Annotated in this window: 21 protein-coding genes and 1 pseudogene; 8 read left to right on the top strand and 14 right to left on the bottom strand. The window is 67.2% G+C overall.

Annotated features, from left to right (window positions below; all coding sequences use genetic code 11):
- The first annotated feature begins 1 nt into the window (after position 1).
- The 5 genes from ahcY to AC5P7F_RS20075 all read left to right on the top strand — a co-directional run bounded on the left by ahcY (position 2) and on the right by AC5P7F_RS20075 (position 4,957).
- Positions 2–1,447: an adenosylhomocysteinase gene (ahcY, locus tag AC5P7F_RS20055; protein ID WP_014645960.1), complete on the top strand. Its 1,446-nt coding sequence runs from the start codon at positions 2–4 to the stop codon at positions 1,445–1,447.
- A 258-nt stretch (positions 1,448–1,705) separates the two neighbouring features.
- Positions 1,706–2,494 carry a lysozyme inhibitor LprI family protein gene (locus AC5P7F_RS20060; RefSeq protein ID WP_046428860.1) on the top strand — a complete coding sequence of 263 codons (789 nt, stop codon included), beginning with the start codon at positions 1,706–1,708 and terminating at the stop codon, positions 2,492–2,494.
- A 50-nt stretch (positions 2,495–2,544) separates the two neighbouring features.
- Positions 2,545–3,888, top strand: a complete 1,344-nt coding sequence (locus AC5P7F_RS20065) for a peptidoglycan-binding domain-containing protein (RefSeq protein WP_080342711.1) — start codon at positions 2,545–2,547, stop codon at positions 3,886–3,888.
- Positions 3,889–3,998: 110 nt separating this feature from the next.
- Positions 3,999–4,472 (top strand): Cys-tRNA(Pro) deacylase, encoded by a 474-nt coding sequence (ybaK, locus tag AC5P7F_RS20070; RefSeq protein WP_046428838.1) that lies wholly within the window; start codon positions 3,999–4,001, stop codon positions 4,470–4,472.
- Positions 4,472–4,957: a hypothetical protein gene (locus tag AC5P7F_RS20075; RefSeq protein WP_046428836.1), complete on the top strand. Its 486-nt coding sequence runs from the start codon at positions 4,472–4,474 to the stop codon at positions 4,955–4,957. The genes ybaK and AC5P7F_RS20075 overlap by 1 nt, the downstream gene beginning before the upstream one ends.
- A 70-nt stretch (positions 4,958–5,027) precedes the next feature.
- Here AC5P7F_RS20075 and AC5P7F_RS20080 read toward each other — a convergent pair whose 3' ends face one another.
- The 5 genes from AC5P7F_RS20080 to AC5P7F_RS20100 all read right to left on the bottom strand — a co-directional run bounded on the left by AC5P7F_RS20080 (position 5,028) and on the right by AC5P7F_RS20100 (position 9,138).
- Entirely contained in the window at positions 5,028–5,663 is a 636-nt protein-coding gene (locus tag AC5P7F_RS20080; RefSeq protein ID WP_046428832.1) for an energy transducer TonB, read from the bottom strand.
- A gap of 101 nt (positions 5,664–5,764) precedes the next feature.
- Positions 5,765–6,349, bottom strand: a complete 585-nt coding sequence (locus tag AC5P7F_RS20085; RefSeq protein ID WP_014645954.1) for a DUF3228 family protein — start codon at positions 6,347–6,349, stop codon at positions 5,765–5,767.
- Positions 6,350–6,399: 50 nt separating this feature from the next.
- Positions 6,400–7,131 carry a LytR/AlgR family response regulator transcription factor gene (locus AC5P7F_RS20090; RefSeq protein ID WP_014645953.1) on the bottom strand — a complete coding sequence of 244 codons (732 nt, stop codon included), beginning with the start codon at positions 7,129–7,131 and terminating at the stop codon, positions 6,400–6,402.
- Positions 7,128–8,090: a sensor histidine kinase gene (locus AC5P7F_RS20095; protein WP_230548468.1), complete on the bottom strand. Its 963-nt coding sequence runs from the start codon at positions 8,088–8,090 to the stop codon at positions 7,128–7,130. Before AC5P7F_RS20095 ends, AC5P7F_RS20090 begins: the two co-directional genes overlap by 4 nt.
- A 121-nt stretch (positions 8,091–8,211) precedes the next feature.
- Positions 8,212–9,138, bottom strand: coding sequence for an alpha/beta fold hydrolase (locus tag AC5P7F_RS20100; protein WP_014645951.1), 927 nt, complete (start codon positions 9,136–9,138; stop codon positions 8,212–8,214).
- Between the two features lie 203 nt (positions 9,139–9,341).
- On the opposite strand from AC5P7F_RS20100, the gene metF reads away from it, so the two are divergent.
- Both metF and AC5P7F_RS20110 read left to right on the top strand, forming a co-directional pair.
- Positions 9,342–10,169: a methylenetetrahydrofolate reductase [NAD(P)H] gene (gene metF / locus AC5P7F_RS20105; RefSeq protein WP_014645950.1), complete on the top strand. Its 828-nt coding sequence runs from the start codon at positions 9,342–9,344 to the stop codon at positions 10,167–10,169.
- A 40-nt stretch (positions 10,170–10,209) separates the two neighbouring features.
- Positions 10,210–10,794 carry a DUF4124 domain-containing protein gene (locus tag AC5P7F_RS20110; protein ID WP_046428829.1) on the top strand — a complete coding sequence of 195 codons (585 nt, stop codon included), beginning with the start codon at positions 10,210–10,212 and terminating at the stop codon, positions 10,792–10,794.
- A gap of 103 nt (positions 10,795–10,897) precedes the next feature.
- On the opposite strand, the gene AC5P7F_RS20115 is transcribed toward AC5P7F_RS20110, so the two are convergent.
- The 3 genes from AC5P7F_RS20115 to AC5P7F_RS20125 all read right to left on the bottom strand — a co-directional run bounded on the left by AC5P7F_RS20115 (position 10,898) and on the right by AC5P7F_RS20125 (position 15,930).
- The gene (locus AC5P7F_RS20115; RefSeq protein WP_046428827.1) at positions 10,898–11,851 is read right to left on the bottom strand and encodes a Nudix family hydrolase; all 954 of its coding nucleotides are present in this window, start codon (positions 11,849–11,851) and stop codon (positions 10,898–10,900) included.
- A 102-nt stretch (positions 11,852–11,953) separates the two neighbouring features.
- Positions 11,954–14,686 carry a preprotein translocase subunit SecA gene (gene secA / locus AC5P7F_RS20120; protein WP_014645947.1) on the bottom strand — a complete coding sequence of 911 codons (2,733 nt, stop codon included), beginning with the start codon at positions 14,684–14,686 and terminating at the stop codon, positions 11,954–11,956.
- Between the two features lie 287 nt (positions 14,687–14,973).
- Positions 14,974–15,930, bottom strand: a complete 957-nt coding sequence (locus AC5P7F_RS20125; RefSeq protein ID WP_014645946.1) for a M23 family metallopeptidase — start codon at positions 15,928–15,930, stop codon at positions 14,974–14,976.
- 12 nt (positions 15,931–15,942) lie between these two features.
- On the opposite strand from AC5P7F_RS20125, the gene AC5P7F_RS20130 reads away from it, so the two are divergent.
- A complete protein-coding gene (locus AC5P7F_RS20130; RefSeq protein ID WP_032956682.1) occupies positions 15,943–16,392 on the top strand; it encodes a DciA family protein in 450 nt (149 codons plus the stop codon).
- A gap of 281 nt (positions 16,393–16,673) precedes the next feature.
- Here AC5P7F_RS20130 and lpxC read toward each other — a convergent pair whose 3' ends face one another.
- The 6 genes and pseudogenes from lpxC to murC form a co-directional block, all read right to left on the bottom strand.
- A complete protein-coding gene (gene lpxC, locus AC5P7F_RS20135; protein WP_014645945.1) occupies positions 16,674–17,585 on the bottom strand; it encodes a UDP-3-O-acyl-N-acetylglucosamine deacetylase in 912 nt (303 codons plus the stop codon).
- A gap of 205 nt (positions 17,586–17,790) precedes the next feature.
- Positions 17,791–19,026 (bottom strand): cell division protein FtsZ, encoded by a 1,236-nt coding sequence (ftsZ, locus tag AC5P7F_RS20140; RefSeq protein WP_005415297.1) that lies wholly within the window; start codon positions 19,024–19,026, stop codon positions 17,791–17,793.
- A 170-nt stretch (positions 19,027–19,196) separates the two neighbouring features.
- Positions 19,197–20,432, bottom strand: a complete 1,236-nt coding sequence (gene ftsA, locus AC5P7F_RS20145) for a cell division protein FtsA (protein WP_005408083.1) — start codon at positions 20,430–20,432, stop codon at positions 19,197–19,199.
- 68 nt (positions 20,433–20,500) lie between these two features.
- Positions 20,501–21,178, bottom strand: a pseudogene (locus AC5P7F_RS20150) (cell division protein FtsQ/DivIB); the annotation flags it as partial.
- Positions 21,175–22,137 (bottom strand): D-alanine--D-alanine ligase, encoded by a 963-nt coding sequence (locus AC5P7F_RS20155; RefSeq protein ID WP_014645943.1) that lies wholly within the window; start codon positions 22,135–22,137, stop codon positions 21,175–21,177. The pseudogene AC5P7F_RS20150 and the gene AC5P7F_RS20155, both read right to left, overlap by 4 nt.
- The gene (murC, locus tag AC5P7F_RS20160) at positions 22,134–23,570 is read right to left on the bottom strand and encodes a UDP-N-acetylmuramate--L-alanine ligase (RefSeq protein ID WP_014645942.1); all 1,437 of its coding nucleotides are present in this window, start codon (positions 23,568–23,570) and stop codon (positions 22,134–22,136) included. Before murC ends, AC5P7F_RS20155 begins: the two co-directional genes overlap by 4 nt.
- Between the last annotated feature and the right edge of the window lie 29 nt (positions 23,571–23,599).

The raw sequence follows: 23,599 nt of genomic DNA on the forward strand, positions 1-23,599 counted from the left end.
AATGAACGCTGTTGCCAAGACCTTCTCCACCGAAGGTGATTACAAGATCCGCGACATCACGCTGGCCGACTGGGGCCGCAAGGAACTGGACATCGCCGAGCACGAAATGCCGGGCCTGATGTCGATCCGCCGCAAGTACCAGGCCGAGCTGCCGCTGAAGGGCGTGCGCGTGACCGGCTCGCTGCACATGACCATCCAGACAGCGGTGCTGATCGAGACCCTGAAGGACATCGGCGCCGACGTGCGCTGGGCCTCGTGCAACATCTTCTCGACCCAGGACCACGCGGCTGCCGCCATCGCCGCCACCGGCACCCCGGTGTTCGCCTGGAAGGGCGAGACCCTGGAAGAGTACTGGGACTGCACCCTGGACGCGCTGACCTTCACCCTGGCCGACGGCACCCTGACCGGCCCGGAACTGGTGGTGGACGACGGCGGTGACGTGACCCTGCTGATCCACAAGGGCTACGAACTGGAGAACGGCAGCGACTGGGTCAACACCGCGTCCGCCTCGCACGAAGAACAGGTCATCAAGAACCTGCTCAAGCGGGTCGCCAAGGAGCGCCCGGGTTACTGGGGCCGCGTGGTCAAGGACTGGAAGGGCGTCTCCGAAGAGACCACCACCGGCGTGCACCGCCTGTACCAGCTGGCCCAGGCCGGCACCCTGCTGATCCCGGCGATCAACGTCAACGACTCGGTCACCAAGAGCAAGTTCGACAACCTGTATGGCTGCCGCGAGTCGCTGGCCGACGGCCTGAAGCGCGCGATGGACGTGATGCTGGCCGGCAAGGTAGCCGTGGTCTGTGGCTACGGCGATGTCGGCAAGGGCTGCGCCGCGTCGCTGCGTGCCTACGGCGCGCGCGTGATCGTCACCGAGATCGACCCGATCTGCGCCCTGCAGGCGGCGATGGAAGGCTATGAAGTCAACACCATCGAATCGACCCTGGGCCGTGCCGACCTGTACGTCACCACCACCGGCAACAGGGACATCATCCGCATCGAGCACCTGAGCGCGATGAAGGACCAGGCCATTGTCTGCAACATCGGCCACTTCGACAATGAGATCCAGGTCGACGCACTGGTGTCCTTCGCCGGCATCAAGCACGTCAACATCAAGCCGCAGGTCGACAAGTACATCTTCCCGAACGGCAATGCGATCTTCCTGCTGGCCGAAGGCCGCCTGGTGAACCTGGGCTGCGCCACCGGCCACCCGAGCTTCGTGATGTCCAACAGCTTCGCCAACCAGACCCTGGCACAGATCGACCTGTGGGCGAACAAGGACAGCTACGAGAAGAAGGTGTACCTGCTGCCGAAGAAGCTGGACGAAGAAGTGGCTCGCCTGCACCTGGAAAAGATCGGCGTGAAGCTGACCACCCTGAGCCAGGAACAGGCCGACTACATCGGCGTGCCGGTGGAAGGTCCGTTCAAGCCGGACCACTACCGCTACTGATCGTGCGCGGTGCCGGCCAGCGGCCGGCACTACCGGCGCAGGCGGGGTCGGATCCCTTTCCGCAGGAAAGCGCGCTGACCCCGGCAACAGATGCAGACAGAACGGGCGCCTTCGGGCGCCCGTTCTGCGTTGCGTCGCCCCGCAGCAGATCCGCGCGCCCTGTCACAGTGCCCTAAGAAGCCGCTTGCTAGTCTCTATGCCCCCATGGACTGCCAACTGCAGGCCATGCGCCGGGACGCAGACAGCAAAGGACAGGACATGCCGCGCAACAATGACCGAGTGACCCGGGCGATGAAGCCCCTGATGATCCTGTGCTGGGTGGCCCTGCTGGCCGCCTGCAGCCCGCCTGGCAGCGATGCCGGTGCCAGCGCGCCGGCAGCGAACACCGGCCAGGCAAGCACCGACGGCAAGGCAACCAGCACCCCGGCAGCGGCCACGGGCAGCAGCGCTGCCTGCGCCGAGGGGGCATCACTGGTGCAGACCCTGATCTGCAACGACCCCGCCCTGTTGCAGCAGGAAGCCGAGCTGGCCAAGGCCGAAGCCTCCGCACGCGACACCCTCGATGCCGCCGGCAAGGACAAGCTGCAGGCCGAGCAGCAGCGCTGGATCCAGCATACGCGCGACCTGTGCGGTGACGCGCACTGCCTGCAACAGGTATTTGCCGATCGCCTCAAGGTGCTCTCGGCCACGCGCGAGGGCTTGATCGACGAGGACGCCTGCGAAGTGCCCGACGGCCAGCAGCAGTGCGTGGACCTGCTGGTGCTGCGCGACCCCAACAGCCAGTTGGCGAACTTCAACACGCTGCTGGGAGAAAACGGCCAGGAAGGCCGCCTGCTGGGCTGTACGGCCGCCACCAACGTGGGCGGTGGCCCCAACGCCGTGCTGGCGGCCAACTGCATCCAGGAAACCACCGCCGGCAAGCGCAACGTGCAGTTGTGCAGCAACCAGATGGTCGGCCAGTTCGCCCTCGTACCGGCATCGGCCGCCTACGGCACCCAGGCCGTCCGCCAGCTGCTCGGCTTCACGCAGCAGCACTGCGCCGGCTGACATCCGCTGGGTGCGCCCGGCGCTTTTTCCCACATTGAAGGACGATGACCATGGCAAAGGATTCCACCCTTACCCGCGAACAGCTGTCCACGCTGTTCCTCAACACGGAGCTGGGCGGCAACACCCGCCACCTGGACCACTTCTCATACGCGCAGAAAGGCGCAAGCACCTACTCGTTCGGACTGGTGCAGTTCGATGTCGGCGGCAATCCACAGGCCAGGCGTTTCCTGCGCGACAACGGCTTCACCGCCGCTGACATCGAACTGCTGTCCCAGCAGGGCGGATTGAGCACCCGGCAGCTGGCGGCGCTTGACGCCAAGTTGCAGGCCATTCCGCAGGCGAAGATGGACCAGCTCACCAACGACAAGCTGGACAGCGCCATCGAGCGCGTCGATGAAGCCATCGCCAAGGTGCGTGCCACCAACCCGGCCGCCGCCGATGCCATCGCGGCCAACCCCGAACTGCAGCTGGCCATGGCCGACTATGACAACCAGTTCGGCGGCATGGGCCCGCAGTTCATCAGCTATCTGGCCGGCAACGCGGAAAAGCTGCAGGGCGGTACGGTCCAGGCCGGCAATCCACCGACCCGCGGCGACGTGCAGAACTTCGTCGATGCCACCAAGTACGGCATCCAGTCGCCGGCCGCGGTGACCAGCCGCGATGAGCGCTTCGACCGGGCCATGACCCAGCTGGGCATCACCCCCACCCATGCCCCCTCGCACGGGTCGCCCGGCGCGCCCGGCGGCAACGGCGTACTGGTCAGCGGCGCCAGGGGCGATGAGGTAAAGGCGATGCAGCAGAAGCTGGCCGACCTGGGCTATCTGGGCAAGGACGGCAAGCCACTGGTAGCCGATGGCGATTTCGGGCCCGGCACCCTGGAAGCGGTCAAGCAGTTCCAGCGTGAGCACCAGCTCACCGTCGATGGCAAGGTCGGTGCCACCACCCTGGGTGCGCTCGACAAGGCCACCGCGCAACAGCAACAGCGGGCCGCCGAACCGACCATGGCCACCCCCGGCCACGCCGACAACCCGCGTTACCAGCAGGTCGTGGAAAAGCTGGAAACGCTGGAAGAACAACGCCGCCAGGGTGGCCTGGCGCCACTGTTCAATGACCGCAGCCAGCTCGAGAACGCCGCAGGCCTGGTGGCTTACGAGTCCAAGCTGGCCGGCATGAGCCAGGTCGATACCGTGCTGGCGCGGCCGGACAACCAGGGCGTGTTCGCCGTGCAGGGCCAGCTTGGCGATCCCGCCATGCACCGCACTTACGTCGATCTGTCGCAGGCGGCGAACCACACGCTGCAGGACAGCACGCGGCATAGCCAGGCGCTGGACAACGAACTGTCGCAGCGACAGACCCAGGAACAGATTCAGACGCAGCAGTCGATGTCGCGCTGACGCGGGATGCCGACGATCACAGCCGGGACGGGCGCCTTCGGGGGCCCGTCCTGCGTTGATGCGCGAGTTTCGGTCAAGGCAATATCCCTACCTCGCGCTAGGATGCGCCCATGACCCCGGCCATCAACCTGCTCAAGCGCGAGAAGATCGCCCACACCGTGCGCAGCTACGTGCACGACGCCCACGCCGAATCGTATGGCGGCGAAGCCGTCGACAAGCTCGGCCTCGACCCGGCCCAGGTGTTCAAGACCCTGCTGGCCAGCACGGAAGCACACGAACTGCTGGTGGCGATCGTGCCGGTCGCCGGTCAGCTTGACCTGAAGGCGCTGGCCGAAGCCGCCGGCTGCAAGAAGTGCGAGATGGCCGCCGCCGATGCCGCACAGCGCGCGAGCGGCTACCTGGTCGGTGGCATCAGCCCGCTGGGGCAGAAGAAGCGCCTGCGCACGTTCCTGGACGCCAGTGCCGAAGCGCTGCCCGCGCTGCATGTCAGCGCCGGGCGCCGCGGCCTCGAGGTAGAACTGGCACCGGCCGACCTTCTGCGCCTCACCGCCGGCCACTACGCTGCCATCGGCAAGTCACGCTGATGCGCTGGCCGTGGTCTGCAGCGCCGGTACCCCGGCTCGACGATGCACAGGCCGACGTGCTGCTGCAGGACCTGCTGTCGCGCGATGCCACGCGCATCACCGATGCCGCACGCACGGTGGCACGGCTGTTCAGCACCGCGTCGCTGGACGCGTTGGTCGCACATGTGGATACGATCGAACGCAGCTGCGAGGGCATCGCCCTTGGCGGCATGCTGATCAGCAACCAGGCGCACCTGAAGGCGGCCCTGCAACGGCTGCGCTACTGGCAGGCGCGTGAGGGGTGCCTGTGCGCACTCTACCCTTCTTATGTGTTCTTTAACCCTGCACCGCTGCTGGAACAGGGCCACGTGCTGCTGCTCGGACGAGGCGAGGCCCAGGATGGCTGGGGTGAGTGCTACCGGGTGACGTGCACGTCCTGCACGCAGCCGTGGAGCGCCACCGAGCGTGAATACCACTACCCGTGGTGGGAGTGGAAGCGCCTCTGACAGTGATGCAGCCACGCACGGCGTGGCTCCGCTGCGGTACGTCCAGATCCATGCCATGCGTGGATGACGCTCACTCCACGAATTCATACCGCATCGGCATGCGCACGAGGGTCAACGCCGGCACCGTACCCTTCGCATCGGCAAGGCTGAAACGCCAGCCCTGCAGCTCCTCCGCTGCAGCGTCATCCAGCAACGCATGACCGCTGGAGGTCTCCACGATCACGGCCGCAACGCGCCCCCGCGCATCGACCAACGCCTTCAGCATGCTGCGGCCGGACAGCCCCTGCCGCATGGCCTCCACCGGATAGCGCGGCGACACGCCGCGTGGAGGCAGCCAGGGAATACCTTCACCCGCGAACAGATCCCGGTTGCTGCGTGCCGCGCAGGACGTCGGCAGGCGCAGCTGCAGGGATACCTGCACCTCATTCACGGTCACGTGCGCCGGCGCGGCGCAGGCATGCTGCACCAGCGCCTCCAGCATTCGTTGCTGCCGACGCAGCGCGTTGCCATTGGCCGCCGCCACTTCAATCACGCAGCGGCCGTCCTGCGGCTGCATCGACAGCGCGGTCACGCCTGCATCGCGCAGCCCGGGAAGGCGTGCCATGGGTTCGCAGGCCATCCCGGCAGAGGGCTTCGCGGCCAGTACCTGGGTGGCGGGCAGCGTGCCCGCCAGCAACATCAGGATCATCCTTGCCCAGACCGCCATGCCCTGCCCTCCTTGGGTTTGCCTGGCCCGATCATAGCGCGCGCCTGGGGTCGGATCCCCTCCTCAGGAAAAGGCTTCGACCGGGAGCTCGAATGATCGGGTCAGAGCCCTGCGATGCGGGGATCCGACCCCGGCCGCCAGTTGGCGTTGTTCTCCCAGAACTCCACCGAGCGCCGGTAGGCCTCCTTGTCCAATGGCACGCCGGAACCGCCCTCCTCCACGCCCAGCGCATTGCGCATCATGGTGATCGGCGCCATCGGCACCTCTTCCGGTTCGGCGGTATAGATGCAGCCGACGATGCCCCAGTCGGCTTCGATCGGTGAGCCTTCCCTGGCCAGCTGCTCGGCGTTGTACAGGATCACCACCAGGTAGTTCGCGCGCGGCGACTCCACGCCCTCGAACCAGCGCACCAGTACCGGCAGTTCCTCGCGGTTGCGCGCTTCGTAGCCGCTGCGCAGCTGGTGGCGGTTGGCCTCGGTGACCGGCACCGTCAGGCAGCGCGTGCTGGTCCAGTTCTCGTAGACGAACAACTTGCAGAACGGGGCGTAGCCGTCGAGCACCTTCAGCGGCGCGTGCGCATTGAGGTGTGCCTCGAACTGCTCGGCAGTGCAGTCCTGGATGGTATTGCCGCGTGGCACGCGCGGGAACAGGCGGGGACGGGCGAAATCGGTGAGGACGATGGACATGGCGCGGCGTGATCTGGGAATCCGCTGCACAGGGTAACCGCTGGCAGCACCTACAACGCCATCCGCTCGCGCAGCTCGCGTGCCTGCCGCCGCGATACCTCCACCTCGCTGCCATCATCCAGCGTCAGGTCATAGCCGTCGCCGATGCTGGGCGACACCCCACGGATACGGCGCAGGTTGACCAGTGTGTTGCGGTTGGCGCGGAAGAAAAGATCCGGCGGCAGGCGTGCTTCCAGCGCGCTCAGGCTGCGGGTCAGCAGTGCGTTCTGGTCGCGGAACCACAGCCGCGTGTAGTTGCCATCCACCACCAGCCGACGGATCTCGGAGACTGCCACGAACCAGCAGCGTTCACCCTCGCGCACGAACACCTGGTCGTGCGCGCCCAGCGTGCCGCGCGATTCCGGCACGTCGGCCGCAACCGCCTCGCACTGCCGCGCCCGCTCGAGCGCTTCCAGCAGCCGCGGCGCCTCCACCGGCTTCACCAGGTAGTCCAGCGCGTTGGCCTGGAACGCACGCACCGCATAGGTGTCGTAGGCGGTGACGAAGACCACGGCCGGCACCGTGTCCAGGCCGTCCAGCACGTCGAAACCACTGCCGGAGGGCATCTGCACATCCAGCAGCACCAGGTCCGGTGCCAGCGTGGTGATCGCCTCGCGTGCGGCGGGCACGTCGTCGGCCTCGCCCACGCACTGCACCCACGGCAGCGCCGACAGCAGCGTGCGCAGCTCCTGCCGGGCCAGCCGTGCGTCATCGACGATCAACACGCGCAGCATGCCAGTCATTGCGGAATCTCCAGCAGGGCCTGCATGCGGTCACCGGCCGGTTGCAGCACGAATCGGCCACGCATGCCCAGCTGCGCACGCAGGTAGGCCAGGCCGACGCCATGGCCATGGGTGGGTTCGCTGCCGGTTGGAAGTGGATTGTCCACCTGCAACCGCAGCACGTCATTGTCCAGCGTGGCGCGGATCTGCACCTCGCCGCCGCCGGGTCGGCTGGCGATACCGTGCTTGATCGCGTTCTCCACCAGCAACTGCAACGCCATCGCCGGCAGCTGCGCCTGCGTGGCATCGGCATCGATCTGCTGCCGCACCTGCAGGCGCTGTTCGAAATGGACCGCCTCGATGGCCAGGTAATCATCGACCACCGCCAGTTCCTCGGCCAGCGTGACCTGCTCGCTGCGGTTGTGGGCGAGCGCCTGGCGCAGCGTGCGCGACAGGCGGGTGACCATGTCACGGGCCCGTTCCGGGTCTTCCAGGATCAGCGCACGCAGGTTGTTCAGCGCATTGAACATGAAATGCGGATTGAGCCGCGCACGCAGTGCGTCACGTTCCAGCACACTGCGTTCGGCTTCGGCGCGCAGGCGTGCCAGCTCGCTGTGGCGTGCCCGCCGCAGGCCGTGCAGGCCCCCCCACAAACCGGTCCACACCAGCAGGAACAACGCGGTGTTCATCCAGTACAGCAGCACCGAAGACCACTGGTAATCCGCATGGCCGCCAGGCAGCTGCACCCAACCCAGCGCCAGCGCCGGCAGCAGCAGCGCCGCCGTTACCGCCTGTGCGACGCTGGCCCCGAGCACCACGCCGGCAGCCAGTTTCAGCACCAGGCTGCCCAGGCTGCCCTCCCACCAGCGCTGGCGCAGTGCAACCGAACGCAATGCGCCGCTGCACAGCCAGAGTGAGACCGCGACGCTGACGGTGATCAGCACGATGCCACTGAACACGATGCCGCCACCGATCCGCATGCCGACCCACAGCCCGTACAGCGCATAGCCGGCCCATGCCAGTGCATTGAGCGTCCAGAAACGGCGGGAAGGCGTGGTGGTCCATGCGGGCTCTCGGCGGTGGCAGGAGGGCGGACAAGGGTCAGGGATGCGCGGCGAGGAATCGCTGCACCTGTTCCTGCAACCAGCGCGGATCATCCCACATCAGGAAGTGGAAACCCTGCGCGCTCATCGCGATCTGCACGCCCTGCAGGTTCGCGTACTGGGCCTGGAACACCGCACGCGTGCCGTCCTCGGTGCCGCCCATCGGCTGGTAGCCGGCCCAGCTGCCGAGCACCAGCGTCGGCGCGGTGATCGAAGCGATGCTGTCGCGCAGGTCGGTGGTCATCACCGCATGCATCGCATCGGCCGTGGTCTGGCGGTCGCTGGCTTCGCCCCAGCGGCCCAGTTCGGCCTGGCGCCGCGGATCGCGGGTCATGCCCGGCAGGCCCGCCTTCAACTGCGCCTGCCATTGCGCGGCATCGGCGGCCAGCATGCCCTTGCGCAGCTGGTCGGCCATCGGCCGCACGCTGTCAGCGGTGGCACTCGGGTCGCGCGCCGCCGGCAGGAACGGCAGGGCATCGACCACCACCAGTGCGCTGATCGCCTTCGGCTCGGCCTGCGCCATCTGCAGGCCCAGCACGCCACCGAGGCTGTGGCCGACCACCACCACCGGCCCCAGGTGCTGGTCATGCAGGTAGGCCAGCAGCTGCCCGCGCATCGCCGGCAGGAAGCCGGCCGGGCGCGGGTCGGCCGCTGCCGCGCCAGCAAAGCCCGGCAACTGCACCAGGTGGCACTGCACGTCCTTCAGGGCCAGGCAGGTCTCGCGCCAGGCCTCGGCGCTGCTGTTGAGGCCGGGGATCATCAGCAGCGGTCGCCCCATGCCGACCACCTCGACCTGTACCTTGCCAGCGGTCGAGCCGGTGGCGGCATGCGCGGAACCGGAGCCGAGCACGGCCATCGCCATGCCGATCATCGCCAGCCGGGCCAGGGCCTTCATCGCGTACCAGAGTGCCAGGAAGATCTTCATCGTGTGCTCCTTCATCAGGTGGGGGGTGCCGGGATGGGAGCAGCGTGCGCCCGGCTACGGCAGCCAGGTTGCGATTCCGGAGCAACGGCCGCAGACCCGGGCAAACGGTCGCCGGCGGCGGACGGTGCCAGTCCATGCAGCCAACTAACATCCATCTTGATGAAGAGATATACTGACCCGCACCCGCCGCTGCCGCCCGTGCCATGACCGCCATCAGCTTCGAGTTCTATCCGCCCAAGACCGACGAACAGCGCAGCCAGCTGGACCGCGCCGCGGCCAGGCTGAAGGACTACGACCCCGAGTACGTGTCCTGTACCTTCGGCGCCGGTGGCTCGACCCTGAGCTATACCTCCGAGACCGTGCGCCACCTCAACCAGCACCACGGCTTCGAGGCTGCACCGCACCTGTCCTGTGTCGGCGGCACCCGCCAGGAAATCCGCGAACTGCTCAAGCTGTACCGCGCCATCGGCTGCCATCGCCTGGTCGCGCTGCGTGGCGACCTGCCCTCCGGCATGGGCTTCCCCGGTGACATGCGCTACGCCGCCGAGCTGATCGACTTCATCCGCGCCGAACACGGCACCGCCTTCCGCATCGAAGTCGGTGCCTATCCGGAGACCCATCCACAGGCCTCCGATGCACTGGCCGACCTGAAGCACTTCAAGGCCAAGATCGATGCCGGCGCCGACGCGGCGATCACCCAGTATTTCTACAACCCGGATGCGTACTTCCACTTCGTCGATGCCGTGCGCCGGCTCGGCGTGCAGGTGCCGATCACGCCCGGCATCATGCCGATCGCCAACTTCAGCCAGCTGCGCCGCTTCTCCGAGCAATGCGGTGCGGAGATCCCGCGCTGGATCAGCCGCAAGATGCAGGCCTATGGCGATGACGCCGAATCGGTGCGGGCGTTCGGTACCGAAGTGGTGGCCAAACTGTGCCAGCGCCTGATCGAGGGCGGCGCGCCGGGCCTGCACTTCTACACCTTGAACCTGGCCAAGCCGACCACGTCGGTGTTGAAGCTGCTGCACGGCTGAAAGCACGCCATGCCACCGCGATCGGCGCTACCCTGCGCCGATGAACCGGTTTTCCTTCCTGCTGTTGCTGCTGTCGTTGTGTTCGGTATCGAGCATTGTCCATGCGCAGTCCCCGCGCTTGAACCGCTGCACCGATGCGCAGGGGCAGAGCGTGTATACCGACCGCCCCTGCGACAGCGTTGGCGCCCGGTCGCGATTGCCACCGCCCGCGCCCACCGGCAGCACCCTGCCACGCGACACCCTGGGTGCGCGCTGCCCACGACGCCTGAGCGAGCTGGTGGAGGCACTGCGCACCGGCATCGTCAGCAACGATGTGAACCGGCTGTCCTCGCTGTACCTGTGGGGTGCGGTCTCCGATGCCGGCGCGCAGCGCATCCTCGGCCAGTTGGAATCCTTGGCACGGCGGCCACTGGTGGACGTGGTGCCGGTGTATCCGCCACAGGGGCTGGCGTCCTCGCAGGAAGAGGGTCAGAGCCCTGCGGCGCAGGAATCCGACCCTGAGCCGCCAGCGCCACGGCATCCGGTCGGCCTGCGCCTGGAGCAGACGCTGCCCGGCAGCGCGTCGCGAGCGTCCACGGTGCTGGGATTGCGGCGGCAATACGGATGCTTCTGGATCACGTTGTGATCGGGAGGGGTCGGATCCCTTCCCAGCGGAAAGGGCTCCGACCCCGGATTGCCGCGATGGGGTCAGAGCCCTGCTGCGCAGGGATCTGACCCTGCATGCCGGCTCACGCCGGCCACAGCCCACGAATCGCAGCGATGCCCTGCCCGCCATGCCGACGCGCTTCGGCGATATGGCCGGCGACCATGCCGCCCAACGCGTAGATCGGCAGCGATACCTGCGCGCGCAGCGCAGCGAAGGCCTCCCAGCCCAGCGGCACCGCCCCGGGATGGCTGGCCGTGGCCTGCACCGGGCCGAGCACCGCGAAGTCGCAGCCCAGCTGCTGCGCCGCCTGCAGCTGCTCCAGGTCGTGGCAGGACGCGGCGACCAGCTGTCCTTCCGGCAAGGGCCGCTCCTGCAGGGCCAGCAACTGCTCGCTGCCCAGGTGCACGCCCACGCCCAGTGTGCGGGCCAACGCGACATCGCGGTTGAGCAGCCACTGCACGCCGCGACGATGCGCGCGCACGGCCTGTTCGATCATCGCCTGCCGTTGCGGATGCTCCGGCGGCAGGCGCAGCTGGATGCGCTGCTGGCCCGCCGCCACTGCCTGCTGCAGCCGTTCATGCCAGTGCTGCACGCCGCCGGCATCTTCGGCCGGCGCCGGCGTGATGAGGTAGCGATCCGGTTGGCGCAGTGCGGCCACCACCGGCAAGTCGGCCGGTGGCATGGAATAGCGGCCCAGCTTGTCCTGCGCCACCCAGGTGATCGCCTGGCCCTCGCGCCCGCGCGGTGTGCCCTTCCAGCTGCGCACGTGGCGCACTTCCAGGGTCAGGTGCTTGTCCGGATAGCGCTGCGGCACATCCATCAGCCAGGGCCCGACATCGGCCTCGATGCCCAGCTCTTCGCGCAGTTCACGCACCAGCGCCTGTTCGGAGGTCTCGCCGGATTCGCGCTTGCCGCCGGGGAACTCCCACAGGCCAGCCATGTCGCGGTTCTCGGTACGGCGGTTGAGCAGCACGCGGCCACGGGCGTCGGTGATGACGGCGGCCACGACATGGATCGATCGGGTGGGAGAAACCATGGGGCCAGCATGCCCAGAACAGGGCGGCCAGCGCAATCACGAATCCGCGCCGGATCGCCCGCGCCAAAGCAGAAGGCCCCGCTTGCGCGGGGCCTTCCGGGGTCAGCTCAGCTGGCCGTGGCAGTGCTTGTACTTCTTGCCACTGCCGCACGGGCACGGATCATTGCGGCCGATCTTCGGCTCGTCGCGCTGCAGCGTGGCCACGCCCTGCTGGGCGGCTTCGACCTGCGCGGCTTCCTCGTCGGCGCTGTAACCGCCGGCATCCTGGTGCTGGAACTGCGACTGGCTCAGGCGCGCCTGCGCCTGCTGGCGCTCGGCCGCTTCCAGCGCCTGCACTTCCTCGTCGCTGCGGATGCGCACGCGGGCCAGCAGGGTCACCACTTCGCGCTTGACGTTCTCCAGCATGTCCGAGAACAGCTCGAAGGCTTCCTTCTTGTATTCCTGCTTCGGCTGCTTCTGCGCGTAACCACGCAGGTAGATGCCCTGGCGCAGGTAATCCATGCGCGCCAGGTGCTCCTTCCAGCTCTGGTCCAGCACGGTCAGCATCACGTGCTTCTCCAGCGCGCGCATGGTTTCTTCGCCCAGGCCGGCTTCCTTCTCGGCGAAGTGCTGGTTGACGCGCTCCTGGACCTTGGTGGCGATGGCCTCGGCGTCCAGCTCTTCGTGTTCCTTGACCAGGTCGGTCAGCGACATCTGCAGGCCGAAGTCCGACTCCAGGGTCGCTTCCAGGCCGCGCAGGTCCCACTGCTCGTCGATCGAGTTCGGCGGCACGAAGCGCGCCACGATGTCGAAGATCACGTCGTCGCGGATGCCATCGACATTCGCCTTCACCGACTCGGCATCCAGCAGCTCGTCGCGCTGGGCGTAGATCACCTTGCGCTGGTCGTTGTTGACGTCGTCGAAGTCCAGCAGGTTCTTGCGGATGTCGAAGTTGTGGGCCTCGACCTTGCGCTGCGCCTTTTCGATCTGGCGGCTGACCAGGCGGTCCTCGATGACGTCGTCTTCCTTCATGCCCATCATGCGCATGGCCTTCTGCACCCAGTCGGAGGCGAAGATGCGCATCAGGTTGTCTTCCAGCGACAGGTAGAAGCGGGACGAACCCGGGTCACCCTGGCGGCCCGAACGGCCGCGCAGCTGGTTGTCGATACGACGCGATTCGTGGCGCTCGGTGCCGACGATGTGCAGGCCGCCCGCCGCCTTCACTGCCTCGTGGCGCTTCTGCCATTCGGCCTTGACCGCTGCCTTCTGCTCGTCGGTCGCGTCCTCGCCCAGGGCGTGGATCTCGGCTTCCAGCGAACCGCCCAGCACGATGTCGGTACCGCGGCCGGCCATGTTGGTGGCGATGGTCACTGCGCCCGGGCGGCCAGCGTTGGCGACGATGGTCGCTTCGCGGTCATGCTGCTTGGCGTTGAGCACTTCGTGCTTCACGCCGGCCTTGCTCAGGTGCTCGGACAGCATTTCCGAGGTTTCGATCGAGGTGGTACCCACCAGCACCGGCTGGCCGCGCTTGGCGCACTCTTCGATGTCGGCCAGCACCGCATTGAACTTGCCCTTGCGGTTGAGGAACACCTGGTCCGGGCTGTCCTTGCGGATGGTCGGGCGGTTGGTCGGGATCACCACCACTTCCAGGCCGTAGATGCTCTGGAATTCGAACGCTTCAGTGTCGGCCGTACCGGTCATGCCGGACAGCTTCTTGTACATGCGGAACAGGTTCTGGAAGGTGATGCTCGCCAGCGTCTGGTTCTCGCGCTGGACCGGCACGCCTTCCTTCGCTTCCACCGCCTGGTGCAGGCCGTCGGACCAGCGGCGGCCGGCCAGGGTACGGCCGGTGAACTCATCGACGATGACCACTTCGCCGTCGCGCACGATGTAGTCCACGTCACGCTGGTAGATCGCGTGCGCGCGCAGGGCGGCGTTGAGGTGGTGGACCACGGTCAGGTTCTGCGCCGCGTACAGGCCTTCGGTCTCGCCGTCGAGGATGCCGGCTTCAACCAGCAGCTGCTCGGCGTGCTCCATGCCCGCTTCGGACAGGTGCACCTGCTTGCCCTTCTCGTCGACCCAGAAATCGCCCTCGCCGTCTTCCGCTTCCTGCTTGACCAGGTGCGGCACGACGCGGTTGACGCGGATGTACAGCTCCGGGGAATCATCGGCCGGACCGGAGATGATCAGCGGGGTACGCGCTTCGTCGATCAGGATGGAGTCGACTTCGTCGACGATGGCGTAGTGCAGGCCGCGCTGGTAACGGTCGGCCTTGGACAGCGCCATGTTGTCGCGCAGGTAGTCGAAGCCGAATTCGTTGTTGGTGCCGTAGGTGATGTCGGCCGCGTAGGCTTCGCGCTTGTCGCTGTGCGGCATGCCCGGGTACACCACGCCCACGCTCAGGCCCAGCCAGTTGTACAGCTTGCCCATCTGCGCGGCGTCGCGGCGGGCCAGGTAGTCGTTCACGGTGACCACGTGCACGCCCTTGCCTTCCAGCGCGTTGAGGTACACCGGCAGGGTCGCCACCAGGGTCTTGCCTTCACCGGTGCGCATTTCTGCGATCTTGCCCAGGTGAAGCACCATGCCGCCGATCAGCTGCACGTCGTAATGGCGCATGCCCAGCACGCGGCGGCCGGCTTCGCGGCAGACCGCGAACGCTTCCGGCAGCACTTTGTCCAGGGCTTCACCGCCGGCGATGCGCTGCTTGAACTCCGGCGTCTTGGCCTGAAGCTGCTCGTCGGAAAGCTTCTCGATCTCCGGCTCCAGCGCATTGATCTTGGCGACGATGCGGTTGAGCTGGCGCAGCTGTCGTTCGTTACGACTGCCAAATACGCGGGTAAGCAGGCTGTTGATCATTGAAGGAACCGGGTTGGATGGACACGACGCCCGGCCTCCCCCTTGGGATCCGTCCGCCGCAAACGAAACAGGGCGCCTGGCGCCCTGTCGATGGCAACACCCATTGTAGCTTGGGACGGGCGGCTGAGGTTTCAAGCGCCAATCCGGTCGCAATCGCCCCGGATTCGGCAAAGAAACACGGATGCGGGGTCGGACCCCTTTCGCCATGGCGAAAGGGCTCTGACCCCAGCCCTCAACCGAATCGGGTCAGAGCCCTTCCGCGGCGCGGAAGGAATCCGACCCGGGCATCAGCCGCGGCTGACGCGGCCGACCGGCGTGTTGCCGCCGTCGCCGAGGAACTTGCGCGGGTTGACCACGTTGCCGTTCTCCCACACCTCGAAGTGCACGTGGGCACCGGTCGAACGGCCGGTGGAACCGGCCTTGGCCACTTCCTGGCCGGCGCGGACCAGGTCACCGGCCTTCACCACCAGGCGCGAATTGTGCGCGTAGCGGGTGACATAGCCGTTACCGTGGTCGACATCGACGACGTTGCCATAGCCGCCCTTCACACCGGCGAAGCTGACCACGCCTTCGGCCACGGCCATCACCGGGTCACCGACCTTGGCGTGGAAGTCCATGCCCTTGTGGGTGGCGGCGCCGCGGCCGAACGGGTCGGCACGGGTGCCGAAGCCGGAGGTCACGTAGCTGTTGCGGATCGGCATGCGCGACGGCACGGCGTTCTGCTGCAGCTGGTGGTCGAACATCAGCGATTCCATCACCGACAACTGGCGGCCTGAAGCAGCGAAGCGCTGCTCCAGCACCTGTAAGTCGGCGTTGACGTCCTTGACCGGGATGTCGCTGGTCGGGCCGCCGGCGTCGCCATCACCGAGGCCGGGGGTCTCGTTGAAGTCGAATTCGCCATCTTCCAGCTTGCCCATCTGGGTCAGCCGTTCGCCGAGGGCGTTCAGGCGGGTGGCCTGCGCCTGCAGCTCGCCGAGGCGGGCGGCCAGCGCGTTGACCTGGGTCTGCGCATCGCGCTTGACCTTGGCCAGCTCCGCATCCTGGCGCTCGACCTTGGCCTGCAGGCGCGAATCATTCAGCGCACTGGCGCCAATGCCGCCGGCAAGGCCGATAATGCAGCCTACCCCGAGCACGCTGCCCAGCAGGGCGCGGGGGCGGTCCTCGAAATAGAACCGCAAACGCGTGATCGGCGACGCCTTGGCCTGTCCTTCACGCGTTTTGATTACGATCTTTTTGAATGCCATCAGTGAGTTTTCATGTCTGAGCCGAAATCCAGCGTTCGCCCCGCGTCAGTGCCGAAACCGGCGCTGGATGCGGTAATGGCGGACAAAAGCGGGAACCCGCTGCGTCGGGCCTTGTGGCTCGACGCGCTGGACCGGCAGTTGCGCCCCCAGTTGCCGCCACCTCTGCGCAGCCGCTGCCGGCTGGCCAATGTGGACGGGGAACACCTCGTTTTTCTCGTCGAGTCCCCGGTCTGGCATGCCAAGTTGCGGCTTGCCGAAGCCCAGTTGCTCGACGCGGCCCGTTCCATCGGGCTGAAGGCCACCAGGGTGACCATCAAGACTGCGTCCACCACTCCCTCACGCTCCCCAGCGATCGACAACCGGAATGGCCCCCACGCAGTTTCAGCCGCCACGCACAAAGGGCTACGCGACGCCTTGGCTTGCCTGCAGGACGTTCCCTCGAAGCCGAAGAAACGGTCCTGATGGCAACGGAGCATCCGGCTCCGCTCCCCGTTGCGCGTGTCACCACGGCGTGAAACATTTCGGGGGCCGGGTCGCATCCTAGCGGCCATCCGGGGGCCTGTCGTTAGATTGAAGTTAAAACTTCGTTAAATTCAGGCTTCCGATCCAACAGGTTCACAAAACCGTGACCTTGAACCGGCCTTGACGCCTTTCAAGCACGCTGAATGCGTCGCAAGCCCCGGAAACAACGACGCCGCCCTGGAAGGCGGCGTTTTTATCTTGAAATTCAACGATCTATGGAATCAGGCGTAGGCCGGGGTGGCATATTCCACCGGATCCGGGCTGGTCGGCGAGTCGAAGCTGACCCATTCCCAGGCGCTGGCGTCGGCCATCAGGGCACGCACCAGCTTGTTGTTGAGCGCGTGGCCGGACTTGAAGCCCTCGTAGGCGCCCAGCACCTGGCCACCGGCCAGGTAGAGGTCGCCAATGGCGTCAAGGATCTTGTGGCGCACGAACTCGTCGGCGTAGCGCAGGCCGTCTTCGTTGAGCACGCGGAACTCGTCCAGCACGATGGCGTTGTCCATCGAACCGCCCAGGCCCAGGTTGCGCTCGCGCATGTATTCCAGGTCGCGCATGAAACCGAAGGTGCGCGCGCGGGAGATTTCCTTGGTGTAGGCCAGCGTCGAGAACTCGATTTCCTGCCGCGACTGCTTGGCCGGGATCATCGGGTGGTCGAACTGGATGGTGAAGCCCAGCTTGTAGCCCTCGTACGGGGTGAAACGGGCCACCTTGTCGCCCTCGGTCACCTCCACGGTCTTGAGCACGCGGATGAAGCGCTTGGGCGCATCCTGTTCGATGATGCCCGCCGACTGCAGCAGGAACACGAACGGGCCGGCCGAACCGTCCATGATCGGCAGCTCGGCCGAGGACAGTTCGACGATGATGTTGTCCACACCCAGGCCGGCCAGCGCCGACATCAGGTGTTCGACGGTCTGGATCTTTGCGTCGTTGCAGGTCAGGCCGGTGCACAGGGTCACTTCGGTGACCAGTTCGGCCTTGGCCGGCACCTCCACCACCGGGTCCAGGTCCACGCGGCGGAACACGATGCCATGGTTGACCGGTGCCGGGCGCAGGGTCATGTAGACCTTGTCACCACTGTGCAGGCCAACGCCGGTGGCGCGGATCGTGTTCTTGAGGGTGCGTTGCTGGATCATGGGGGATGGACCGGAAGTGACACATTAGATTAACACGCGCACTCCCCTACCCCGGCTGAAACGCCAGTTGCAGCCACCGGCAGGATCCACCGGCACGCCGCTGGAAAGCGCGTGAAGCAGGGCGGCCGGGCCCATCCTGGCCCGGCGCCCGCGTTTTCAGGACATGGTGGCGCAACCCGGGGAGGACAACCCCGGGCCGCCCCGCTTAGTCCGCCTGGCGGCGCAGGAACGCCGGGATGTCCAGGTAATCGTTCGGCAGTTCCGCCGCCGCCGGGGCCGAAGCGGCCGGGGCCGAAGGGGCGGAGGCCGCTGCGGTATCGCTGCTGGCGCGACGCAGGCCCAGGCCCATGCCACCCACCGCCTTGGAGACGGCATCGCCGCCGTTGTCGAACTCGCCGAACTCCGGCTGGCCGGTGGTGGCGTTGCGGACCAGCTTGATCGGCGCACGCTCGCCCGGACGCTGGGTCTTGCTGGCCGAGACGCGGTTCAGGCCGGTGGCCACCACGGTCACGCGCACTTCGTCCTGCATGTCCGGATCGAGCACGGTGCCGACCACCACGGTGGCATCTTCGGAAGCGAAGCCATCGATGGTGCGGCCGATCTCGTCGAACTCGGCCATGGTGAAATCGGCGCCGGCGGTGATGTTGACCAGGATGCCGTTGGCACCAGCCAGGTTCACATCGTCCAGCAGCGGGTTCTGGATCGCCGATTCGGCAGCGGCCTGGGCGCGGTCATCGCCACGGGCGGTGCCGGTACCCATCATCGCCAGGCCCATTTCGGACATGACGGTGCGCACGTCGGCGAAGTCGACGTTGATCAGGCCCGGACGCACGATCAGGTCGGCGATGCCCTGCACGGCGCCCTGCAGCACGTCGTTGGCAGCGCGGAAGGCCTGGATCATGGTCGCGTTGCGACCCAGCACGGTGATCAGCTTCTCGTTCGGGATGGTGATCAGCGAGTCGCAGTGCTGGCTCAGTTCCTCGATGCCCTTCAGCGCCACCTGCATGCGGCGACGGCCTTCGAACGGGAACGGCTTGGTGACCACGGCCACGGTCAGGATGCCCATTTCCTTGGCCAGCTGTGCCACCACCGGCGCAGCGCCGGTACCGGTGCCGCCGCCCATGCCGGCGGTGATGAACACCATGTCGGCACCCTGCAGCGCGTCCATGATGCGCTCACGGTCTTCCAGCGCGGCCTGGCGGCCGACTTCCGGGTTCGCGCCTGCGCCCAGGCCCTTGGTCACGTTGGTACCCAGCTGCAGCTGCAGCTTGGCACCACAATTCTTGATGGCCTGCGAGTCGGTGTTGGCAGTGATGAATTCCACGCCATCCACCGCCGAGTTGACCATGTGCGCCACGGCATTGCCGCCGCCGCCGCCCACGCCAACCACCTTGATCACCGCATTGGGTGCCATCTTTTCGATCAGTTCAAAATGCGCCATGTCCGTGTCCTCGTTGTATCCGCTTTGGCTGGCATGGGCATTCGGGCGTCCTGCCGTCCTGCTGCATGCCGACGTTGCGGCTGTGTGGGTTGTGTGTAGCCGGTATTGCGTTGTGATGCGGGTACTGCGGGTGTTGCGCCCGGGCGAGGCCCGGGTTTACGGGTTCCGCGTCAGAACTCGCCGCGGAACCAGGTCTTGAGTTTCTTGAACATGCTTCCGGCGCGCCCGGTGGGCAGCGACGGCCGCCGCGGGTGCTCGATCTGGCTGCCCATCAGCAGCAGGCCCACGCCGGTGGCGTGTACCGGGTTGCCGACCACTTCGCCCAGGCCGGTGACGTGCTGCGGGATACCCACGCGCACCGGCATCTGCAGCATTTCCTCGGCCAGTTCGACCACGCCTTCCATCTTCGACGCGCCACCGGTCAGCACCATGCCGGCGCGCACCAGCTCCTCGAAGCCGGAGCGGCGCAGTTCGGCCTGCACCATCTCGAAGATTTCCTCGTAGCGGCCCTGCACGGCCTGCGCCAGCGAATGGCGCGGCATGCGGCGCGGCGGGCGGTCGCCCACCGACGGCACCTGGATGCTCTCCTCGGCCGTGGCCAGCTGGGCCAGGGCGCAGGCATAGCGCACCTTGATCTGCTCGGCTTCCGGGGTCGGCGTGCGCAGCATGTGCGCGATGTCGTTGGTCACGTGGTCGCCGGCGATCGGCAGCGAGGCGGTGTGGCAGATCGCACCCTGCACGAACACCGCGATGTCGGTGGTGCCGGCGCCCATGTCGACCAGCACCACGCCCAGCTCGCGCTCGTCGGCGGTCAGCACTGCCACGCTGGAGGCCAGCGAGGACAGCACCAGGTCGTCCACCTGCAGGCCGCAGCGCTGCACGCACTTGCTGATGTTGGCCGCGGCCGACTGCGCGCACACCACCAGGTGCGCATGCACTTCCAGGCGCACGCCGGTCATGCCGACCGGGTTGCGGATGCCTTCCTGCGAATCGTCCAGCACGTACTCGCGCGGGATCGCGTGGAGGATCTTCTGGTCGGCCGGGATCGCCACCGCCTTGGCCGCGTCGAGCACGCGATCCAGGTCGCCCCAGGTCACTTCACCGTCGCGGATCGGCACGATGCCCGGCGAGTTCTTGCACTGCACGTGGTTGCCGGAGATCGAGGCGTACACCGAACGGATCTCGCAGCCGGCCATCAGCTCGGCTTCTTCCACCGCGCGCTGGATCGACTGCACGGTCGATTCGATGTCCACCACCACGCCGCGCTTCAGCCCGCGCGATTCGTGCGAGCCGATGCCGATCACTTCGATCGGGTTGCCCGGCGAATACTCGCCCACCAGCGCCACCACCTTGGAGGTGCCGATGTCCAGGCCAACGATCAGCGATTTGTCACCCTTGCGATTCATGTCCTTTCCTGCGTGCTTCTGGCCGGGGTCGCCGGCGTTTTCGCCGGCGTGGCCGGGGTACCCCAGCTCAGCGTGAAACCATTGGTGTAACGGAGGTCGGCGCGCTCGATCGGCGCGTCCTGACGGTTGAGCTGCGGCAGTACCTTGACGAAGCGCTGCATGCGCGAGCGCGCGTCGTCGCGGCCGACCACCACTTCGGTGCCGTTGCTCAGCACCAGCGACCAGCTGCCGCGTGCGTCCATCGTCACCCGGCGCACATCGACGCCGGCCGGTGCGAACAATGCACGCGAGTCGCTGTACAGCTTCATCACTTCCGCGGTCTGGCTGTCCGGGCCATCCAGCTCCGGCAGCGCCAGGTCGGACAGCTTCTTCGGCGTGGGGAACAGCTTGCCCTGCTCGGACACCAGGCGGTCGGTACCCCAGCGGGCGAACGGCTTGTGCTCGACCAGAGTCACTTCCAGCACGTCCGGCCACTGCTTGCGGACCTGCGCGCTTTCCACCCACGGCAGCTTTTCCAGGGCGTCCTGCGCGTCCTGCAGCTTGACCGCGAAGAAGCCGGCGCGCGCATACGGCAGCAGCACCTGCTGCAGCTGTTCGGCCGGCACCCGCTTGAACTCACCATGCACGCGCAGCTTCGCCAGCGGCCAGCGCTCGGCGCCGACCCAGCCATTGACCACGGCCACCACCGGCAGTGCAACCACCGACAGCGCCAACAGCCAGACGAAGATGCGCAGCACCGCGTTCATGCGTGCGAGGCCTCCAGGGTCTGTTCCAGCACGCGCCACACCAGCTCCTCGAAACCGATGCCGGCCTGGCGGGCCGCCTTGGGCACCAGCGAATGGCTGGTCATGCCCGGCGCGGTGTTCACTTCCAGCAGGAAGAAACGGCCGCTGTCGCGATCGCGCATCACGTCCACGCGGCCCCAGCCACGGCACCCGGCGGCACGGAACGCGGCCAGCGCGATGCGCCGGATGTCCTCTTCGTCGCCACCGTCCAGGCCCGGGCACAGGTACTGGGTGTCCTCGGCGATGTACTTGGCGTTGTAGTCGTACCACTGGCCCTTGGGCACGATGCGGATCGACGGCAGTGCGACGTCGCCAAGGATGGCCACGGTCAATTCGTCGCCGACCACCATCTGCTCCATCAGCAGCTGGCCGTCGTAGCGCGCGGCCAGGGCCACCGCTTCATCCAGCCCGGCGTCATCGGTGACCCGGCTGATGCCCACGCTGGAGCCTTCGTTGGCCGGCTTCACCACCACCGGCAGGCCGAGTTCGGCGGCATTGGCGTGCACGTCCTCGGCAGTGACCTTGCGGTACTGCGGGGTCGGCAGGCCCAGCGACAGCCACACCTGCTTGGTGCGGATCTTGTCCATGCTCAGCGCCGAACCCAGCACGTTCGAGCCGGTGTACGGCACGCCGAAGGCGTCCATCAGGCCCTGCACGATGCCGTCCTCACCGCCACCGTTGTGGCCGTGCAGGATGTTGAAGACGCGATCGATGCCACCGGCGGCGAGCGCGCTGGCGAGCGCCGGAATGCCGTCCACCGCGAACGCATCGACGCCACGCGACTGCAGGGCTTCGAGCACGTTGCGGCCCGAATCCAGCGACACCTCGCGTTCGCTGGAACTGCCGCCCAGCAGCACGGCGACGCGGCCGAACTCGGCCGGGTCGGTCACGCGCAGCGGCGGGAAGGTCAGCGTGCTCACGCCTGGCCCTCCCCCTTGAAACCTTCCACCGCGATATGGGTGGCCACGGCACCGATGTCGCCGGCGCCCATCATCAGCAACAGGTCACCGTCCTGCAGCACGTCCGGCAGCACGCTGGCCAGCTCGGCGGCCTTGCCCACCACCACCGGCTCACTGCGGCCACGCGCGCGGATGGCACGGGCCAGCGCGTGCGAGTCGGCGCCGGCAATCGGTTCTTCACCGGCCGGGTAGACCTCGCTCAGCACCAGCGCATCAACGCTCGACAGCACGGCGGCGAACTTGTCGAACTGGTCGCGGGTACGGCTGTAGCGGTGCGGCTGGAAGGCCACCACCAGGCGCTTGTCGGCCCAGCCACCACGAGCGGCGGCGAACACTGCCTCCAGCTCGCTCGGGTGATGGCCATAGTCGTCGATGATGCGGACCTTGGCGCCACTGGCGGTGGTCACCTCGCCCAGATCGTTGAAGCGACGGCCGACACCGGCGAAGCCCTCCAGCGCGCGTGCGATCGCGTCCGGGGCCACGCCCAGCTGCCAGCCCACCGCAGCGGCGGCCAGCGCGTTGAGCACGTTGTGCCTGCCCGGCAGCGCCAGCACCACTTCCTGGCTGGTGCCCTGCGGCAGGCGCAGGGTGAAGCGCATGCGCGACCCTTCCTGCACCACGTTCTCGGCGCGCACGTCGGCCTGCGGGCTCATGCCGTAGCTCATCACGTGGCGCGGGGTCCTGGCGGCCAGCGCGGCGACTTCCGGATCATCGATGCACAGTACCGCCAGGCCGTAGAACGGCAGGCGCTGCAGGAACTCGGCAAACGCCGCCTGCACGCGGGCGAAATCGTTGCCGTAGTTTTCCAGGTGGTCGGCATCGATGTTCGTGATGATCGACATCAGCGGGTTCAGGCGCAGGAAGCTGCCATCGCTTTCATCGGCCTCGGCCACCAGCCACTGCCCGCCACCCAGCTTGGCGTTGGCACCAGCGGCCAGCAGCTGGCCACCGATCACGAACGTCGGGTCCAGGCCACCTTCGCTCAGCACCGCAGCGGTCAGGCTGGTGGTGGTGGTCTTGCCATGGGTGCCGGCCACGGCGATGCCGCGGCGGAAGCGCATCAGCTCGGCCAGCATCGCCGCACGCGGCATGATCGGAATGCGCTGGCTGCGCGCTTCCATCAGCTCCGGGTTGTCTTCGCGGATGGCACTGGAGACCACCACGCAGTCGGTGCCCAGCACGTTGGCCGCGGAGTGGCCGCGCATGATGCGCGCCCCCAGGCTGGCCAGGCGGCGGGTCGCAACGTTATCGGCGTTGTCCGAGCCGGACACTTCATAGCCCAGCGTCAGCATCACTTCGGCGATACCGCTCATGCCGGTGCCGCCGATGCCGACGAAATGCACGCGCGGGAACGCGCGCACCAGGTCGTTGGTGTCGTGCAGGCGGCGGATCATGCGCGGCCTCGCGCAGGGCAGGCGCGGTG

The organism is Stenotrophomonas sp. YJH_SMC_105-26 (genome assembly GCF_059368915.1).

Coding starts and splice junctions, on each gene's coding strand:
- AC5P7F_RS20060 (WP_046428860.1), top strand. CDS start 1,706: ATGCCGCGCAACAATGACCGAGTGACCCGGGCGATGAAGCCCCTGATG.
- AC5P7F_RS20095 (WP_230548468.1), bottom strand. CDS start 8,090: ATGCGGATCGGTGGCGGCATCGTGTTCAGTGGCATCGTGCTGATCACC.
- ftsA (WP_005408083.1), bottom strand. CDS start 20,432: ATGAATCGCAAGGGTGACAAATCGCTGATCGTTGGCCTGGACATCGGC.
- metF (WP_014645950.1), top strand. CDS start 9,342: ATGACCGCCATCAGCTTCGAGTTCTATCCGCCCAAGACCGACGAACAG.
- ybaK (WP_046428838.1), top strand. CDS start 3,999: ATGACCCCGGCCATCAACCTGCTCAAGCGCGAGAAGATCGCCCACACC.
- AC5P7F_RS20115 (WP_046428827.1), bottom strand. CDS start 11,851: ATGGTTTCTCCCACCCGATCGATCCATGTCGTGGCCGCCGTCATCACC.
- AC5P7F_RS20085 (WP_014645954.1), bottom strand. CDS start 6,349: ATGTCCATCGTCCTCACCGATTTCGCCCGTCCCCGCCTGTTCCCGCGC.
- AC5P7F_RS20125 (WP_014645946.1), bottom strand. CDS start 15,930: ATGGCATTCAAAAAGATCGTAATCAAAACGCGTGAAGGACAGGCCAAG.
- AC5P7F_RS20075 (WP_046428836.1), top strand. CDS start 4,472: ATGCGCTGGCCGTGGTCTGCAGCGCCGGTACCCCGGCTCGACGATGCA.
- secA (WP_014645947.1), bottom strand. CDS start 14,686: ATGATCAACAGCCTGCTTACCCGCGTATTTGGCAGTCGTAACGAACGA.
- AC5P7F_RS20110 (WP_046428829.1), top strand. CDS start 10,210: ATGAACCGGTTTTCCTTCCTGCTGTTGCTGCTGTCGTTGTGTTCGGTA.
- lpxC (WP_014645945.1), bottom strand. CDS start 17,585: ATGATCCAGCAACGCACCCTCAAGAACACGATCCGCGCCACCGGCGTT.
- AC5P7F_RS20065 (WP_080342711.1), top strand. CDS start 2,545: ATGGCAAAGGATTCCACCCTTACCCGCGAACAGCTGTCCACGCTGTTC.
- AC5P7F_RS20130 (WP_032956682.1), top strand. CDS start 15,943: ATGTCTGAGCCGAAATCCAGCGTTCGCCCCGCGTCAGTGCCGAAACCG.
- murC (WP_014645942.1), bottom strand. CDS start 23,570: ATGATCCGCCGCCTGCACGACACCAACGACCTGGTGCGCGCGTTCCCG.
- AC5P7F_RS20100 (WP_014645951.1), bottom strand. CDS start 9,138: ATGAAGATCTTCCTGGCACTCTGGTACGCGATGAAGGCCCTGGCCCGG.
- ftsZ (WP_005415297.1), bottom strand. CDS start 19,026: ATGGCGCATTTTGAACTGATCGAAAAGATGGCACCCAATGCGGTGATC.
- ahcY (WP_014645960.1), top strand. CDS start 2: ATGAACGCTGTTGCCAAGACCTTCTCCACCGAAGGTGATTACAAGATC.
- AC5P7F_RS20090 (WP_014645953.1), bottom strand. CDS start 7,131: ATGACTGGCATGCTGCGCGTGTTGATCGTCGATGACGCACGGCTGGCC.
- AC5P7F_RS20080 (WP_046428832.1), bottom strand. CDS start 5,663: ATGGCGGTCTGGGCAAGGATGATCCTGATGTTGCTGGCGGGCACGCTG.